This is a genomic window from Sulfitobacter dubius, assembly GCF_027214245.1.
Classification (GTDB): Bacteria; Pseudomonadota; Alphaproteobacteria; order Rhodobacterales; family Rhodobacteraceae; genus Sulfitobacter; species Sulfitobacter dubius_A.
In genome coordinates, this window is sequence record NZ_JAPWHM010000013.1 from 1 (window position 1) to 14,548 (window position 14,548).

The window sequence follows — 14,548 nt, forward strand, 5'->3', positions numbered from 1 at the left end:
CATAGACCACGACGCATAACTGAGGGTGGGTCAAATCTCGGTGAAAATACCGGGTCAGTTCTCAGTGACAATCAACACAGAAACTCCTTGATGAACGATAGTCTGCGTCCCGACCGAAGCTTGGTAGCTCAACCTCAATCTACTATTTCCCGGCAGGCGCTCTACGTGCTCACAGCTCCTGACCGAGAAACATCAAGCACAAAGATGTCCAAACGCCCTCGCAGTTCATCCGGCAGGCGCTCGTCGATCGCGGTTTGCAGTTGCGATGCAGACCGATACTTGTGCCTGGTCAGGCCGGCGACAGGCCATTCTGGCCCATACCATACGACAAAAAAGATACCTTGCTCATCGGCGTGCTGATGCACCGAGTAGCGATCTGCAAGTTGAGATTTTGCTGCGGAGAAGAGATCTCGGTGCCACTGCCCCTTGCCCTCAATCACGAGCATTCTGGCCTGCCCGCGGACCATTCGCGTCGCCGTGAGGTCGCATCGATTACGAGCCCCCAGTTGATGTTCTACAACGTCGTGAATGTCGAAGGGATGCAGCCGGGGCTTGAGCCATGCGGAAACCCGGAACATCGCTCCGATTTCGTCGAGCCGTTTAGTCCTATTGTAAAATTGATCGATCACTCCACTATCACCAGCGCGGATATCTTTCTGCAATTCGTCAAATAACTCCATCACCACCGCACGAAGCTGCTCCACGCTCGCCGGGAACCCACCATCCAAGGATGCAGAGATCTCGACTGGCCCCGGACGAGATGACGTCAACGCCGCCTTGCGCCGGAGTTCGGCACGGATGCTGCGGAGATCGTTATGCGAAGCGACAGTAACTTCCTCGGCGAGCAATCTCTCGACGACAGGCAAGGCGACCGTCGCATCATCTCGGCCTATCTGCCAGACAAGGTCACGAAGATAGCGGTAAGCAATCTCACCTCTGGGACTTCCTGTGCCCCAACTCGACGGCAGGGGAACCACCGGCCAGTGGGTAAGATATTCCATGAGTATCCGTTCAATCTTGTAGGCCGACAAGCCGGGCCAAACTTCGTCACCTTCCCCGCCGCGATCTCGGCGATCGGCGAGCCAGAAAATGAAGTCTGGGTCCCGTGCCATATAAGCCCAGATACTTGGGTCGATCTCTGTCGCGAACCAGAAATCACGCAGGAACCAAAAAGGACGTTGTTCTTCCAGAAGATGCGGGAGCACCCCCGCGTCGAGGGAAGTGCACTTTTCACGGACCAAAGCAACCAGGGCTTCGCGATCACCAAAACGGGCAGCCATGTCGAACAGGGTTTCGAGGGCCTGAACAGGAAGTTCGGCAAATCGATGCAGCCACTCCAGTGGCAGGAACGCGCGCAGGTGGTTTAGGGCTGGTTCACGGTTGAGAAGATGAAGGTCTGGGTGTTGGGCTGATGCTGCAAGAGAAGGCTCGAGATACTCGCGAGCGAAGGCCTCGCTCTCGTTGGGCGTAAGTAGCACCCGACGCCGGATCTCTGCAACAAACGCCATCTCTTCATCTTCGGCGAAGGTATTGTAGCCACCGGTATCGGTCAGGATTACGCGCAGAATTTCCGGCGGGACAGTCTCCAGGGTCCCTGTCTCGCGGAACTCGGCAACTGCGCCTGCGAGAAAAATTTGCACCCATGCTCTCTTGCAGCCTTTGCCAACTTCCTCGATCGAAGGGCAACGGTCACTTAAAGTCTGAAGGCTTCGCCGTAAGACCACCTCCGGATCAAACAAACCGTGAGTCACATCGGTAATCTCGTCTGGCTGGAGAAGATACGCCATGGCGACGTTTTGGGTCCAACGCACACATTCTCCACGCTCTACAGCGTAGCGATTGGTATGAAAGTAAGCGATGTCGGCTTCAGTCGCCCGCCGCTCCTGACGGCGACGCCGAGCTTCAAACCGAAACCTCGGAATGCGGCCTCTTTCCCAGGCTTCCCTCTTAATTCGGTTCATCCTGATCCATTCCCGCATCAACGCTGGCTTTTCGAGCGCTTGCTCGCGGCAATAGCTGCGCAATTCGTTTGGCCCTTTGGGCGTGCCATTACCGTAGTAGTCGTGGCCAGGCGCAAGCTGAATCCAAAGAGCCGAGTTGTTGGATTGGAATGCAAGATCAATGAGGTGGCGTTCGTCACCTGCGCAGAGACACAGACCGGAATGCCCGTAGTCTATAAATGTTTCGTAAAAAGCGCTCTGAACTTCTTCCCTGGTCGTCAGGCCGGCGAAGGCCCGCTCTTGCAAGGCACGACGCAGAACATGATCGGATTGGAGCACAGCAACTGCTCGACTCCGGTCCGGGCCCACGCGCCCGTGGAAATGCAAGTTTCGCACCCACTTCCAAATTTTATCTGGACCGTGTTGGTTCTGGGCGCGACCAAAGTAGTTATCGAGTAGCAAGCCGACAATCTTACTGACCCCATCGCGGCAAAAAACAGTCGTGCCGCTCCTTCCTACAGGTGCAGCAAAAACCCTCCGTCAATTCGTCCAGCAGACGAACAGTCTCTTCTTCAGGGATCTCCCTTATCAGACGCCGCAAGAAGTAGCGCTCGCCGATGACACGAGAACGGTCAGCTCGTTCGGTGGGATAGAGCGCCGTCGCTGCGTCGAGAAGCCCCCGAAGGCAATCAAAGGGCACCTCGTCCATCCCAAGCATAAGGATTTCGGACGCCAAACGGAGCGCGTCGTTCGTCCCCATATCGACCAATTGCCGTAGGGCTGCCGCCGGCTCGTAGGTCTCGTCGCTGAGTAGGCAGGATAAGGCGTCCAAGCGCGGCCCAATGTAGGCTTGCTCGTCAAGGACGACTGTCTCCAGATCAGTGCGCAGCTCCATAACAGCAGGCGACCCGACGAGGAGCTCGAGCAGCAACTGTCGGAGATGCCCCACACCCGGCTCAGCCAGGATCTGCCGAACGGCTTGGATAACATCAGGCGTGAAGAACCCAGTTACGCTGAAGGATCGCCACCGATCGCTGCGCCGGAAATACGGATCGTTCTCGTTCAAACGGGACAAAGCATCGAGGAGCTGGTTCCGAGATGCCGAGGTCATTCGGGAAGGGTCACCATTTGATAGAAGGGCGTAAGGGTCAAGGTCTATGGCCGCCTTCTGGAGGCTCTCAGAACCAAGTGCTGCAATCCAACCCAGTAAGCCACGTAGGTCGTCCCGCACTGCCCCATTCGGAGCAATCAATGCGAGACACTGGGCAATCGTCAGACGGCAGGTCGGATCATCAATACGGCTAACGATGTGCTGGGCGGCTCCATACTCGGCAACGATCCTGTGCACGGGCTCATGCTGGTTAGCGGTCGATCCTGGCCGGAACAGCCTTGTGCCGAGGACAGAGAGTGGTTCCTCGCCTACCAGACCGATCGTTTCCATCTGCGGGTGAAGATCATCCTCCGCGATATCTCCCAGCGCTACTCCGTCCACGCCTGACAGCAGAAGCTTCGAGAAGATCTCGTTTGCCCAAGATATCTTTTTGTGCCGCGCTGGTGCACCCTTCGACAAAACGTCTGGGTTGGACTCACGTGCGAGGTTCTCGAGCGCAAGTGTGAAAACTTCGCCCCGGGAGCGGAGCCTTCCGTCGGCCTCATCATAGGCGCTTGCGAAAAGACGCAGAAACTCAGGATTGCCCAAAATGTGATGAAGGTCGAACCGGGAAATGTTTGCATGAAAATCATCGAACGACCTCCCGGGATAGAAGTGCTCGAAGAGATCTCGCTGTTCGCCTCCATCCAGCGGAACGAGATAAGCGACCTGCGGTTCTTTCCCGAAAAGGTCGCGAACGAGCCGCGTTCTGGAATCCTCCCATTCTCCCGAGCGACTTGAAAAGAGGACGCGATCAGGTTCGACATCCCGTATTCTGTGAAGAATGTCGTGAACTCGAGCATCGCCGACCCGGGCCACTTCGTCGAAAGCGTCGACGATGAGAGTCGTGTCACGCTCCGAGGGCCGGACAACGCTGGCGCGGACCCGCGCACCGCCAAGCCTGTCCGCCACGCTATCGAGTAAATCTGTCTTTCCCGCACCTGGCTCGGCGAGAACGATCACGATGCCGGACGCCAATAGCAGATCGGCCTCCGGCACTGTGGTCTCCCCTATGCGGAGTTTGCGAGGTATGTGAAAGCGTTCCGAAATGGCTTTTTCCTATGCGAACAACTTCGTTGAGGAAACACGGCGTTGTAAGCAGGGTGCTTCGCTGGAACTTCGCCTGATTTAACCATTTCAGCCGCAAGGAACCCGCAGAACTGAGATGGACACGACTTGTTTGTCAAATGGTCATCCGAACGGGTCCCATGGTCAAGTTTTGGTGGTCAGTTCAACACTCCTACAGGCAGTCCAAGGAGAAGCTTGCGCAAAGCTGTCTTGTTGGCGCAAGTTCGATCCACCCTATTAAACAAACGATATCAATACTTTAATTTGAATATCGAAGATCGCGGGTAAAACGTAATTGCATGCGCAAAAACCATAAAGCGTGCGCGACGAATTTTCGCCCCCTTTAACACTTAGTCCCAGTTTTTTCACACAGCCGGAACGAAAAAGGCCCGCGCAATGCGCGGGCCTTTCTGTGTTAAAATTAGATGAGTTCAGGAACGAATGGATGCCATGAAAGGTGCATCGCGCCGAAACATCGTGGCGTAACCGCTATGGGTAAATGGGGTCGCAACCGAGTTCGTATCTGTTTTCGAACTCCAAGCCTGAACGAAGTGATCCAATTTCAATTCCGTCGAATGCTCTACAAGTGCTTTTCCCACCGCTTTGATGACCAGTTCAAATACCAATCCCCACCGGAACGCTGCTGCGGTCACGAGACGATGGAAGAAATCCCCAGTCTGGAGTTCATCAGCAACGGAGAGTTTTGCCTCTATGGCGTAGGTCCCGACAATGCTATTGACGGTTTCCGCGTCCTCCTCGAAGTTAATGTCATCGAGCCGGACATGCGTTACCTTGCGAAACAGCTGTTCAAGTTGGGGAATGTAGTCCCCGAGTTCTGGCACGCCTGACAGGATCAACATCATCGGCCAAGACGGCCCTTTTACCATCGTCTTGAAGCAGTCCAGAACCTCCTCCAACGCCTGTTCTTTTTTATGTGCAAGGATGTGCTGCGCTTCGTCATACCATACACCAACAACCCCGTGGAGCTCCCCCTGCTGCTTAATGCGGCGGCCGATCTGAGCCTGCGTGATACGGGCCTTCTCTGACAAGGGATAGCGCATGGCATGAAGGGTGTTCTTGCCAAGGTCTTTCCATGTGCCCTTCCGGTCCAGAACGCAGGTTTCAAAGCGTGCGCCGGTCCCATTCGGCAAGATGGCCTGGCTCAGGTTAAACTCGCGCAAAAGTTTCTCGATTTCGGTGGTTTTCCCGGCACCGCTCGCACCGGTAACAACCAATGCCTCCCCTTCAAAATAGAACCCGCTCTTCAAACGCCCCAGGTGACCGCTGAACATGGTCGCGAACTCGCGCTTCAGCTTGGCAGCCCTATCAAGCGGAAAGAGACGGCCATTGAAGCTGGCAGATGTATCCACAATTTCATCAATTACAAAGTCATTCACAGTTTGCTCTCCGTTATCTTTTTAAAGGTTTTGTGTTTAGGACTCTCAGCGCTGGACGCGGTGGCAGGCGCTTCAGAGCTGTTCCTTGCGGCGGAAGCGCTTTTGGCATGATCCATAATGGATCCAGCACGCACGACCCCTGCGTATGTTTCCTTGGGACGGCATTCGACGCGGGCGAGCCTTTCAGCGCGCTGTTCCATTTCGGCAAGTCGAGTGTAGTTGAGGGGCTCATCTGAATCCGGGAACATGCCGGAAGCCTCAGCCCGCCTCGCCAGGGCGTCCTGAAGGATCTGATTGTCAATTTCCTTCAGATGGGGGTCAGCCTCGACTGCATCTTGCTTGAGCTGCAAAAACTCGGCCAAGGTACAGTCACGGACTGCAGTCATACTAAGGTGGGCCTTAATCGGCTCTCCCGAATAGCCCTCCGCAGTAATAAGGGCGTCATGCAAACGATCCGGGTCGATGTGAACCAGGACTTTCTTGCCCTTTCCACCATCAAACAGACGCAGCGCTTTAGAGTTGAACGGAAGACCGAAGGGCTGAACACCCTGGTCGTTGATCGTGAACTCCTTTGTAACACCCAACTGGATCTGACGATTATCCACGTCGGGCGCTTTGATCTCGCGGTGCTTTTTGGTAACCTCGCGGAGTTTTTGGGCGGGCGTTGCGCCGTACATGCCGGTGCCACGATGCTGCTGATGCGGAGCTTCATCAATGAAGTACCGGGTAATTGTCCTGTAGAATGAATCGAGTGTAAGCGTGGCTTCCCGCCGCGGATCACTTCCCGGCAATGCTCCGGGCTTACCTCCGGTGTATCCGTTTTCGAAGCCGACGACCTGATATTCAAAGGTCCGGAATGCACTTTCCACGTGCGGCTTGTCGTTCGAATGATAGGTTCTGGTTGTCTTGTATACCGTCCCCATGCCCAAGAGAGCGGCAGCGACCTTACCATTACGCACGGCAGTACCGTTATCAGAAACAACTTTTCTCAGCCGCACTGGCGGTGCGGGCGTTCCCTTGCAACCGTACTTAATCTTTTCCCGTTCCTTGCTGCGTGTTGCCATCCGAATAAGCTGCATGGTGGTGTCCGAGTCGGCACTTTCTGCAAGGACCCACGCCAGTGGCATACGTGTTGCAATATCAATCATGTAGTGAAGCCATACACGGCGGATCTCGTTCGGAGCAGGCTCCTCGTTCTCCTCTGCCTTAGAGAGCTTGCGCGCCCGGACCATTCCATCGTCATTGATGAACAAGGAAATGAGAAGCTGATCGGTCTCGGCTTCATCGCCGAAAGCCTGAGCGCGAATTTCGGTCTGGCCTGCGCCAATGAGGTTCACAGCATGCCGTTCGCCTTCACGCGCAAGGGTCTCGACCAGCTTCGAGATGGCATGGCGCCAGTTGTAAATTGAAGTAAGGGACGGGAACACGAAACCTTCAGCTCGCTCCTGAGGTGACACTTTGAACCTTGTCATGGCTTTGCGATAGAGCGGCGCGAGCCTTGGCTTCCGGACCCGCAGCCAGATCGACAGCACATACTGGATGAAACGAAGCTGCGGCTTGCTGAGCTTACACCGTGCCTGTCCCTTCGGGCCTTTCATATGGTGGCGGCTCATCAAAACAACTTCGTTGCGGTCGAAATAACGATAAGTGGCAAGCCAATCGGCGAGTGTACGCCCCTTTGGCAGGGTCCAGGGCGAGTTGGAACTGCCAATTTTTGCTTTGTTGAAGATGTGGCGATCGCCAGAGAACTCTTTTGCATCTTCCATCAATCTTGCCCGCGCCCCGTCAGTTGAAAGGAAGCGCTGCGTCGTTTTAAAACCCTCTTTCTCCAACTCCTCGATGGCGAGAATAACACTCAGCCTCGCGCGGATATTCAGACGTTCTTCTTTGCTTTTGATATTTTCGAGCCGTTCGAAACCACCAGTGTACTGGAGCAACTCCTCTCTCTTCGCATCCTCCAGCGGCGTTTTCACCTTGCACGAAAAGTCCTCGATTTTCCTCCGCAACCAAGCCATTGAGAACTGAGCGATTTCACCGCTTTCAAGACTCTCGACGAAAACCTTCCCTTGATCTTTCCCGGTGACGCACCAGCGCACGTCATCCAGATCAAGGGTTGATCCCACCGGTATCTTATATTGCGGCCGCGCGGTCATCAGATCATCCAGACACGAGACTGCAGAGAAATGACCGAGTACCAATCAGCGCCGAGAACGCGCCGTCCGATCAGCCGCTGGATGGCTGGAAAAGCTCTATTCGACGGCAAATTGCACTGCCCAACAAGATCCTCAGCTGACCAATACGAACTGCTGCGTGCTTTTTCTTCGACATGTGCATCCGCTTCGTCGTCGCGGTCACCCTCGACGATCCAGAACTGGAAAAGGTTGATGCGGAACGGACGGGTATAGTCATCCCCGTTCACGACGATCATATCGTCGGCCAAATCTTTGGGCATGGCTTCTTCGATCGCCGCGATCTCGTCCTGCGTCTCTCTCCGACCAAGCCTACTGCCATTCTTCACGTAGATGGCGAGACGAAAGCCATTGCGCAGCGTTATACGGAGATCGAAAAAATGCTTCGGAAATTTGACCTTAGCCCCTTCAGTCCACTTGAAACGAAAGAATGGCAGTTGCACGTCGAGTGCATACAAATCAGGATCAAGAAGCGTTTCCAGAGCGACGGCCCATTCGGCCTCACCATCGAAATAGTAAGCTTTGGGAATGCCCTTCGTTGCCGGCGTCACCAACGGCGCGCAAATCCGATGTGCGGTATTGCTACGGGAAAGCGGATTTCGGGCGCCGTCATATGGCGAGACACCATAGATCGCTGGCAGTTCCAGCGCTAGCTGCTTTTCGAGCCTATGGGGGTCATAGGCAAAATCTGGTTCCCTTAGTGTGAACATGACGTCTCCGGCCCCGAAATGACATCGCATTCGGGTTAAAGTTTCTGTTTTCGAGGCCCTTGATCGCTCTTGCCTGGGCCATTTGCGGCCTCTACGGTGGCAAGCGTAGATGGGCGATCATTGCCCCAACTTTAGGAGCACGCCTTAAGGGCGTGCTTTTTTTTGTTCCGGGTCGCTGCTCCTTGCAGTGTTCCCGTCTATTTCTGCGTAGGTAGTGAAAACCCGAAGTAAGAAATTTCCGATTTGCTAGATTTTCTTAGGCGATTCGAGTCAAGCAGTTGTTTTCGTTGCGAATTTACTTGTTTTCAGTGTTTCTTTCAGCATCTCCTTTGATGTCCTTCTCCGGTCTTCTCCTCGCCGTCTTCGATTGCAGTCCTTCGCGACCAGTTGGTTTCTCATCCATTATCCAAGCAACTATGCGCCGAAATTCAGAGTGATATGGCTGGACAGAATTTTCTTATAATTATTCGTCCCCTTTACTCATCAGCCTACGAGGCGTGATTGAACAAAGAGTGCATCAGAACTGATCGTACCAGATGTGGTTAGATGGCCGACGGACTGACACAGATACAGTGTCCCAGAAGGCCGCCGCCCTGCTGCAATAGGTCAGCTCTCAATTTCTTCCGCAGCTGATAAGCGACCTTGTAGGTAACTCCGAGCTTCCCGCTCAACCTCTCGGAGGTCAGAAGATCTTTTGCCCTGCCCTTCGCGTAAGCCGCAATCATCGTCTCGGCGCCGATGAACCAGGTCATGAGGCCAAGATGTGTGCGGTGACAGATCGTGTCCGTCGTGACAGAGAACTGACGGCGGCAAACACAGCATTGATAACTTTTTCGCGTCTCAATCCGACCAATACTCGCCGAGCCACAACCCGGGCACTTCACGCCCTCAGGCCAGCGCACCCTCCGCATCCGGCTGATGCAAGCGGTTTCCGTTTTGAAGCACGCTTGTACGCCGCCTATTGGGAGCGCCATAGAAAGCCGCGTCCAGTGGTTACTTAAAGGATCCAGTTCAAGCAGCTCCGTCATGGTTACCCTACCCTTTCTAATGTCGCAGGAATGACACTTCTGGCCCTTGGCGGTTGTTCGATCAAGTTACGATGAATGGCCGCATTTTCTGATATTCGATGTGGCTCACCTTAGCCCCAGTGCCTCGGTCTCACTCTAACTACCGAACCCCAAAAAACACTGCCGGTTTTCAATGCGGTCGATTTCGGCTGGCTTAAGCCGCCTTTGCTCACGGTGGCCAGGTCGATCTGATATTGGCAAGAATGTTCCAAATTTCTTCATCCGAGATCACCTCGTCGAAGGCGGACATTCCGCTGTTGAAATCCTCTACGCTCCGGGCTGTCAGTGCAGCGTTGCCCCCAAGTTTGGTATAGTCGAACAGCAACGCGTTATCATGGTGCCAAGTATGGCCCGTTGCACCATGCGGTGGCGCGGGAAGTACGCCATTCTCGCCCCTGTGCGCGCATCCCGCCAATGGCGTGGCTCAGCACCTCCCTCACAAATGCCTTTCTTGCACCGCCACGATCCCCCGCGCCGCCGCCGGGCGCTGCCCCAGCTGCCGCTATCAGTTCGCCGAAACGCTGGCGATAAGATCCGTCAGGTGTCGCCGCTGTGATGCACCGATACCGCTTCAGGGGGCGGCGGCTCTCACCTGCGCCACCTGCCGCACGCTGCGCCCGTCGCGTCTCGCGGCATAGCTGGCTGCGGCTCAATTTGGGTGCCCCCCTAAGGCAGCCACCCAGTGCCGCCCGTGCTCACCCCCGCGGCGGCTTCTTTCCCGGCCCGGGCTTTGTCGCACATTCCATAAATATCCTCAGCTCACAGCCGCGACAAATGTCGTCATCGGCAGCTTTGACCGCCGCGGCGATCGCCTCGCCTTTGTTGTTATGCATGTTGTCTTCGCCAAGTTCGTCGAACACATGCAACTGCCGCATGATCCGCAATGCGGGCGCGTTGGTGGTGAAGATGTGAAAATCGCCCCCCGCCCGGCGCCCGCGCCTGATCTCTTTTAACAACAACCCTGCACCCGACAGATCAATCTTCCAAAGACCTTTCAACCCCATGAGCTTGGTCTTGGGGATCGAGCTTCGCTCTTCCACCTACCTGAACTGCTGTTCCACAATCTCGACAGAGGCAAAGAACAGCGGCCCATCGACCCGGATGACAGAAATCTGCGGACATTCCGGCAGCCCGTAGTTGGCCGCGTTTTTGAACACTCGTCTGCCGTTGATCTCTGTGGGAGAGCCGACCGCTACGATGGGATGTGCGCTATCGTAGAGAAAGACACAAAGCGAGGTGATGACGCCGATGACAATGGCGAGGTCCAACTCGGTGAAAACCCCAGTCAGAAAAGTCGCAGCCAAGATCGCTGTTTCACTTTTGTTCGACGTCAGGATATGACGGATCTCGTGAAAATTGATGAGACGATAGGAGACGAAAAGGATCACCCCCTGCCATGGCTGGAACCGGGACAAATTCCAGATAGGGCGCCAGCACGAAGAGCAGGATCACCAAGAACCCCGCCGCGAAGATCGTCGACAGCGGGTCTGTGCTCCCGCATCCGCATTCAAGCCGGACCGCGTGAAGGAGCCGGACCCAGCGTAGCACTGAAAGAACGACCCCACCGCGTTGGACAGCCCCTGCCCCACCATCTCTTGACTGGAATTATTGCTCCCTGTGCCTAGTCACAGCAGTGCCTTAGACTATCACAGCCTCTGAACTGGCGACCTTACTTAAAGCCTCTACAAAGAAAGGACGAAACCCTTCCGGGTGCTCGCTCATCGGGAAATGACCCAGTTGGTCCATAACGGACAGGGTCGCCCCCGGAATTGCCTTCGCAGTGCGTGCCGCATCCTCCGGAGTGCAGGTCAAATCGTAGGCTCCAACTATAATATGCACCGGCGTGCGGCTCGTATCAATTTGTGGCAGCCGTGCGATCAGGCTGTCATCCTTGGTGTAAAAGCTAAGGTCGCCGCGAAATACGCCGGGGCCGCTTTGCATGAACATCCAAAGCGTATTCGCCCGCTCTGCCGGCGGCGCGTAGGGCGAGATATTGGCCGAGACAAGTGCCGCACCCATCTCTCCGCCATGGGCATCGGGGCGGTGGAACCAATCGACATCGTACCACGCGGGTTGGAAATCAGAGGCTTCGATGGCGATGAAGCCACTGAACTTTTCCGGATGCAAGGCGGCGAGCTGCAACGCGATACGGCCCCCCATCGAGCAGCCTGCAAGCACAGGGCGGTCCAGTCCCAGTCCGTCAATCAATGCCAAGATCGTTTCAATATATGCTTCAGTGGTGAGTAGATATTCCTCGGTCTCGAACCCCTCCGGCGGCAAAGATTTACCGTGCCAAGGCATATCGAAGGCGATCAACCGGTTTGCAGAGGTAAGCTCAGCATCGTTGAGCAAATGGCGCCATTGCCGCGTATCGGCGCCGGCGGTGTGCAGACAAAGAACTGGGCGGCCCTGCCCTGCTTCTTCGAAATAGATACGTCGGGCGGCACCTTCGACCTCGACGGTGATGTAGCGGCCAGTGATTGGTTCGATGCTCATGCGGATACGCCCTCCTGCGTGCGTGCGATGCCCAAAACTTCCTTGAAGAAACGAAGATTTTTCACGAGGCAAAGGATGTCCCCGTCAATCCGCCCCCGTCCGATCTTCACCAGGCCAAAGATATCATGAAACCCAGGTTCAGGGCGCGGCTGCCAGAACTTGTTCAACGCTTCAGCGTCGGTGCGAAGCGCGAAACGCCATGGTGTTTTGCGGCTCGGTCCCTGCTCGATCCGGGTTATATACCCCTTTTCAAAGGACAGGTAATATTCGTCGCCATCGACTTCGATAAGGACCGTCTCAGAAAAGAGCCGTCCGAGCCGCAGAAGGTGCGGCGACTTAGCGAGTGCGGCCTGAATACGCTTAAAATTCTCGATCACCTGAGCCTCCCATACATTCGCAGGATGCAATCTTGGTGCCACGATCACCCCTGCGGGGGCCATGCCAACAGGGGTATGGGGTGATACTCTGCAACCAGCGCAGCATGCAAAGGGCGCGCTCACCCTGCAGCGCGGTATCACTCAATACCAAGACAGGCATTGGGCAGCGGGCCCCAATGGCGGATGGTCAGTTCAACGGGGGCGCGGTGCAGACACAGCGTGCTCCCAGACTGCCAGGAGGAGGAAACCATGGGCATCGTTAACCAAGACAACATCACCGCCGTCGTGACAGAGAGCCTCGGTAAACACGGGGATATCACCAGCCGCGAGCGCGAGATCGCGACATCAATGATCAAGCACCTGCATGGCTTCATCAAGGACGTAAAACTCCAACACCATGAGTTCCTCGCCGCCTGCGACTATTTCGCACGAGCCGGCAAGCTTTGCGATGACAACCGGCAAGAGTTCATTTTGTTAGGCGATATCTTGGGTCTCGAAGTCCTTGTCGACATGATGACCAACCCGGTCGAAGGCAAAGAGAGTGAGTCCACCGTGCTGGGGCCGTTCTACCGGGAAAACCCGCCGGTGCTGCCCAAGGGCGCGTCGATCATTCAAAAACACTTCGACAATGAAGAGACCGTCTTTTTCGAAGGTCACATCAAAGACGAGAATGGCAATGGCATTGCCGGCGTGACGCTCGACGTTTGGGAGGACGCGCCGAATGGTATCTACGAAAACCTCGATCCCGACCAACCGGAATACAACCTGCGGGGCCGCTTTGAGACGGATGAGAACGGCCATTACGCATTCATTGCCGTGCGCCCGGTCCCCTACCCAATTCCCGATGATGAAACCGCTGGCGAGTTGCTGCGTTTCATGGGGCATCACCCGAACCGCCCCGGCCATATGCATTTCATGATTTCCAAGGATGGTTATCGCCCCCTGATCAGCCAGATCTACGATGCAGACAGCGCTTGGCTAGACGAGGACAGTGTCTTTGCCGTGAAGGAAAGTCTGATCGGCAAGTTCAACCGGGCCAGCCAAGACCTAGGCACGGACTTGCATTTCGAGTTCGATTTCGTCCTCAAGGAAGGCGCGGTTTCCCAGGCTGTGGCCGCTGAGTAATTTCTCACACCTCCCTGTGAACTGGCCCCCGTGCTTCGGGGGCCTTTTTTTGTGAATGGGGATCACATAACATCAGCTTTCGGGGGGGGGCGTCATAATGAATTTCAAGCAGCTCAGCTACTTTATCGCCGTGGCGGAAGAGCTTCACTTTGGCCGCGCTGCAGAGCGTCTGGACATGGCGCAGCCGCCTCTGAGCCGGCAGATCAAGCAGTTGGAAGAAGACCTCGGCGCGGTGCTGTTCAATCGGGGTCGCAGTTCCATCAGCCTGACACAGGCGGGTGAACGACTGCTTCATCGCGGCAAATCGATCATCGCTCAATTGGATGATACGCGGTTGGAGTTGCGCCGTCTTGGCCAAGGGGCGGAAGGCAGGCTACGAATTGGCTTCGTCGGGTCGGCGACCTATGGGATTCTGCCCAATATTATCCGGTCCTATCGCGCCAACTACCCCGACGTTAACCTCAGCCTCATTCCGATGAACAACGCGGACCTTCATCGTGCTTTGGTGTCGCGCGAGTTGGACGCGGTGTTTGCCCGCCCCACCCTGACGGACCCTGAGTTTCTCTCCAAACACCTTGCCGAAGAGAAACTGATCCTCGCGCTACCTGATATTGTTGATACCGGAGGGCGCACGGTAGCACGGCTTGAAAGGTTAATGACACACAACCTCATTTTGTACCCTGAGCGGCCACGCCCTAGCTATGCCGATATGGTCCTTAACGCGGTCAAGGAGGCGGGGTTTGAGGCGCCTCTGCGGCTATGGTGCATGGACCTTCAAACTGCCCTAAGCCTCGTGGCAGTGGGCGAAGGGGTCTGCATCGTGCCGGAGTCTGTGGCGAGCGCGCCGCGCAAGGGCATGAAATTTCTTAAGATCGAACCCGAAATTGCACGCACCGAGCTGTCGGTAAGCTACCGGCTCGATGATCAGGGGGTTCACGTCAAAAACTTCGTGAGTGTCGCGCAGAAGGTCGCGAGGAACAGCCCTTTGAAGAAGTAGGGTGAGGCCCGCCCCGCAGGGAGCCTCAGCCT

Annotated in this window: 12 protein-coding genes and 2 pseudogenes; 2 read left to right on the forward strand and 12 right to left on the reverse strand. The window is 55.7% G+C overall.

Going from position 1 to position 14,548, the window contains the following annotated elements; genetic code table 11:
• Positions 1 to 161: 161 nt before the first annotated feature.
• The 12 genes and pseudogenes from O4H31_RS18750 to O4H31_RS18805 all read right to left on the reverse strand — a co-directional run bounded on the left by O4H31_RS18750 (position 162) and on the right by O4H31_RS18805 (position 12,394).
• Positions 162 to 2,279 (reverse strand): hypothetical protein, encoded by a 2,118-nt coding sequence (locus O4H31_RS18750; RefSeq protein WP_269348052.1) that lies wholly within the window; start codon positions 2,277 to 2,279, stop codon positions 162 to 164.
• A gap of 133 nt (positions 2,280 to 2,412) precedes the next feature.
• On the reverse strand, positions 2,413 to 4,089 hold the full coding sequence (locus O4H31_RS18755; RefSeq protein WP_269348053.1) for a hypothetical protein: 1,677 nt from the start codon (positions 4,087 to 4,089) through the stop codon (positions 2,413 to 2,415).
• 500 nt (positions 4,090 to 4,589) lie between these two features.
• A complete protein-coding gene (locus O4H31_RS18760) occupies positions 4,590 to 5,555 on the reverse strand; it encodes an ATP-binding protein (protein ID WP_269348054.1) in 966 nt (321 codons plus the stop codon).
• Positions 5,552 to 7,708 carry an integrase catalytic domain-containing protein gene (locus O4H31_RS18765; RefSeq protein ID WP_269348055.1) on the reverse strand — a complete coding sequence of 719 codons (2,157 nt, stop codon included), beginning with the start codon at positions 7,706 to 7,708 and terminating at the stop codon, positions 5,552 to 5,554. The genes O4H31_RS18760 and O4H31_RS18765 overlap by 4 nt, the downstream gene beginning before the upstream one ends.
• The gene (locus O4H31_RS18770) at positions 7,708 to 8,454 is read right to left on the reverse strand and encodes a hypothetical protein (RefSeq protein ID WP_269348056.1); all 747 of its coding nucleotides are present in this window, start codon (positions 8,452 to 8,454) and stop codon (positions 7,708 to 7,710) included. Before O4H31_RS18770 ends, O4H31_RS18765 begins: the two co-directional genes overlap by 1 nt.
• A 542-nt stretch (positions 8,455 to 8,996) precedes the next feature.
• The gene (locus tag O4H31_RS18775) at positions 8,997 to 9,482 is read right to left on the reverse strand and encodes a transposase (protein WP_269348057.1); all 486 of its coding nucleotides are present in this window, start codon (positions 9,480 to 9,482) and stop codon (positions 8,997 to 8,999) included.
• A 169-nt stretch (positions 9,483 to 9,651) separates the two neighbouring features.
• Positions 9,652 to 9,915, reverse strand: a pseudogene (locus O4H31_RS18780) (cytochrome c); the annotation flags it as partial.
• A gap of 301 nt (positions 9,916 to 10,216) precedes the next feature.
• On the reverse strand, positions 10,217 to 10,561 hold the full coding sequence (locus O4H31_RS18785) for an STAS domain-containing protein (protein WP_269348058.1): 345 nt from the start codon (positions 10,559 to 10,561) through the stop codon (positions 10,217 to 10,219).
• Entirely contained in the window at positions 10,562 to 10,825 is a 264-nt protein-coding gene (locus O4H31_RS18790; RefSeq protein WP_269348059.1) for a hypothetical protein, read from the reverse strand. It abuts the gene before it with no gap.
• Between the two features lie 144 nt (positions 10,826 to 10,969).
• Positions 10,970 to 11,116 (reverse strand): annotated as a pseudogene (locus O4H31_RS18795) (SulP family inorganic anion transporter); the annotation flags it as partial.
• 43 nt (positions 11,117 to 11,159) lie between these two features.
• Positions 11,160 to 12,017: an alpha/beta fold hydrolase gene (locus tag O4H31_RS18800; RefSeq protein ID WP_269348060.1), complete on the reverse strand. Its 858-nt coding sequence runs from the start codon at positions 12,015 to 12,017 to the stop codon at positions 11,160 to 11,162.
• The gene (locus O4H31_RS18805; RefSeq protein WP_269348061.1) at positions 12,014 to 12,394 is read right to left on the reverse strand and encodes a hypothetical protein; all 381 of its coding nucleotides are present in this window, start codon (positions 12,392 to 12,394) and stop codon (positions 12,014 to 12,016) included. The genes O4H31_RS18800 and O4H31_RS18805 overlap by 4 nt, the downstream gene beginning before the upstream one ends.
• A 249-nt stretch (positions 12,395 to 12,643) precedes the next feature.
• Here O4H31_RS18805 and O4H31_RS18810 point away from each other — a divergent pair, with 249 nt between their 5' ends.
• Positions 12,644 to 13,519, forward strand: coding sequence for a dioxygenase (locus tag O4H31_RS18810; protein ID WP_269348062.1), 876 nt, complete (start codon positions 12,644 to 12,646; stop codon positions 13,517 to 13,519).
• A 97-nt stretch (positions 13,520 to 13,616) separates the two neighbouring features.
• On the forward strand, positions 13,617 to 14,516 hold the full coding sequence (locus tag O4H31_RS18815; RefSeq protein ID WP_269348063.1) for a LysR family transcriptional regulator: 900 nt from the start codon (positions 13,617 to 13,619) through the stop codon (positions 14,514 to 14,516).
• The last annotated feature ends 32 nt before the right edge of the window (positions 14,517 to 14,548 follow it).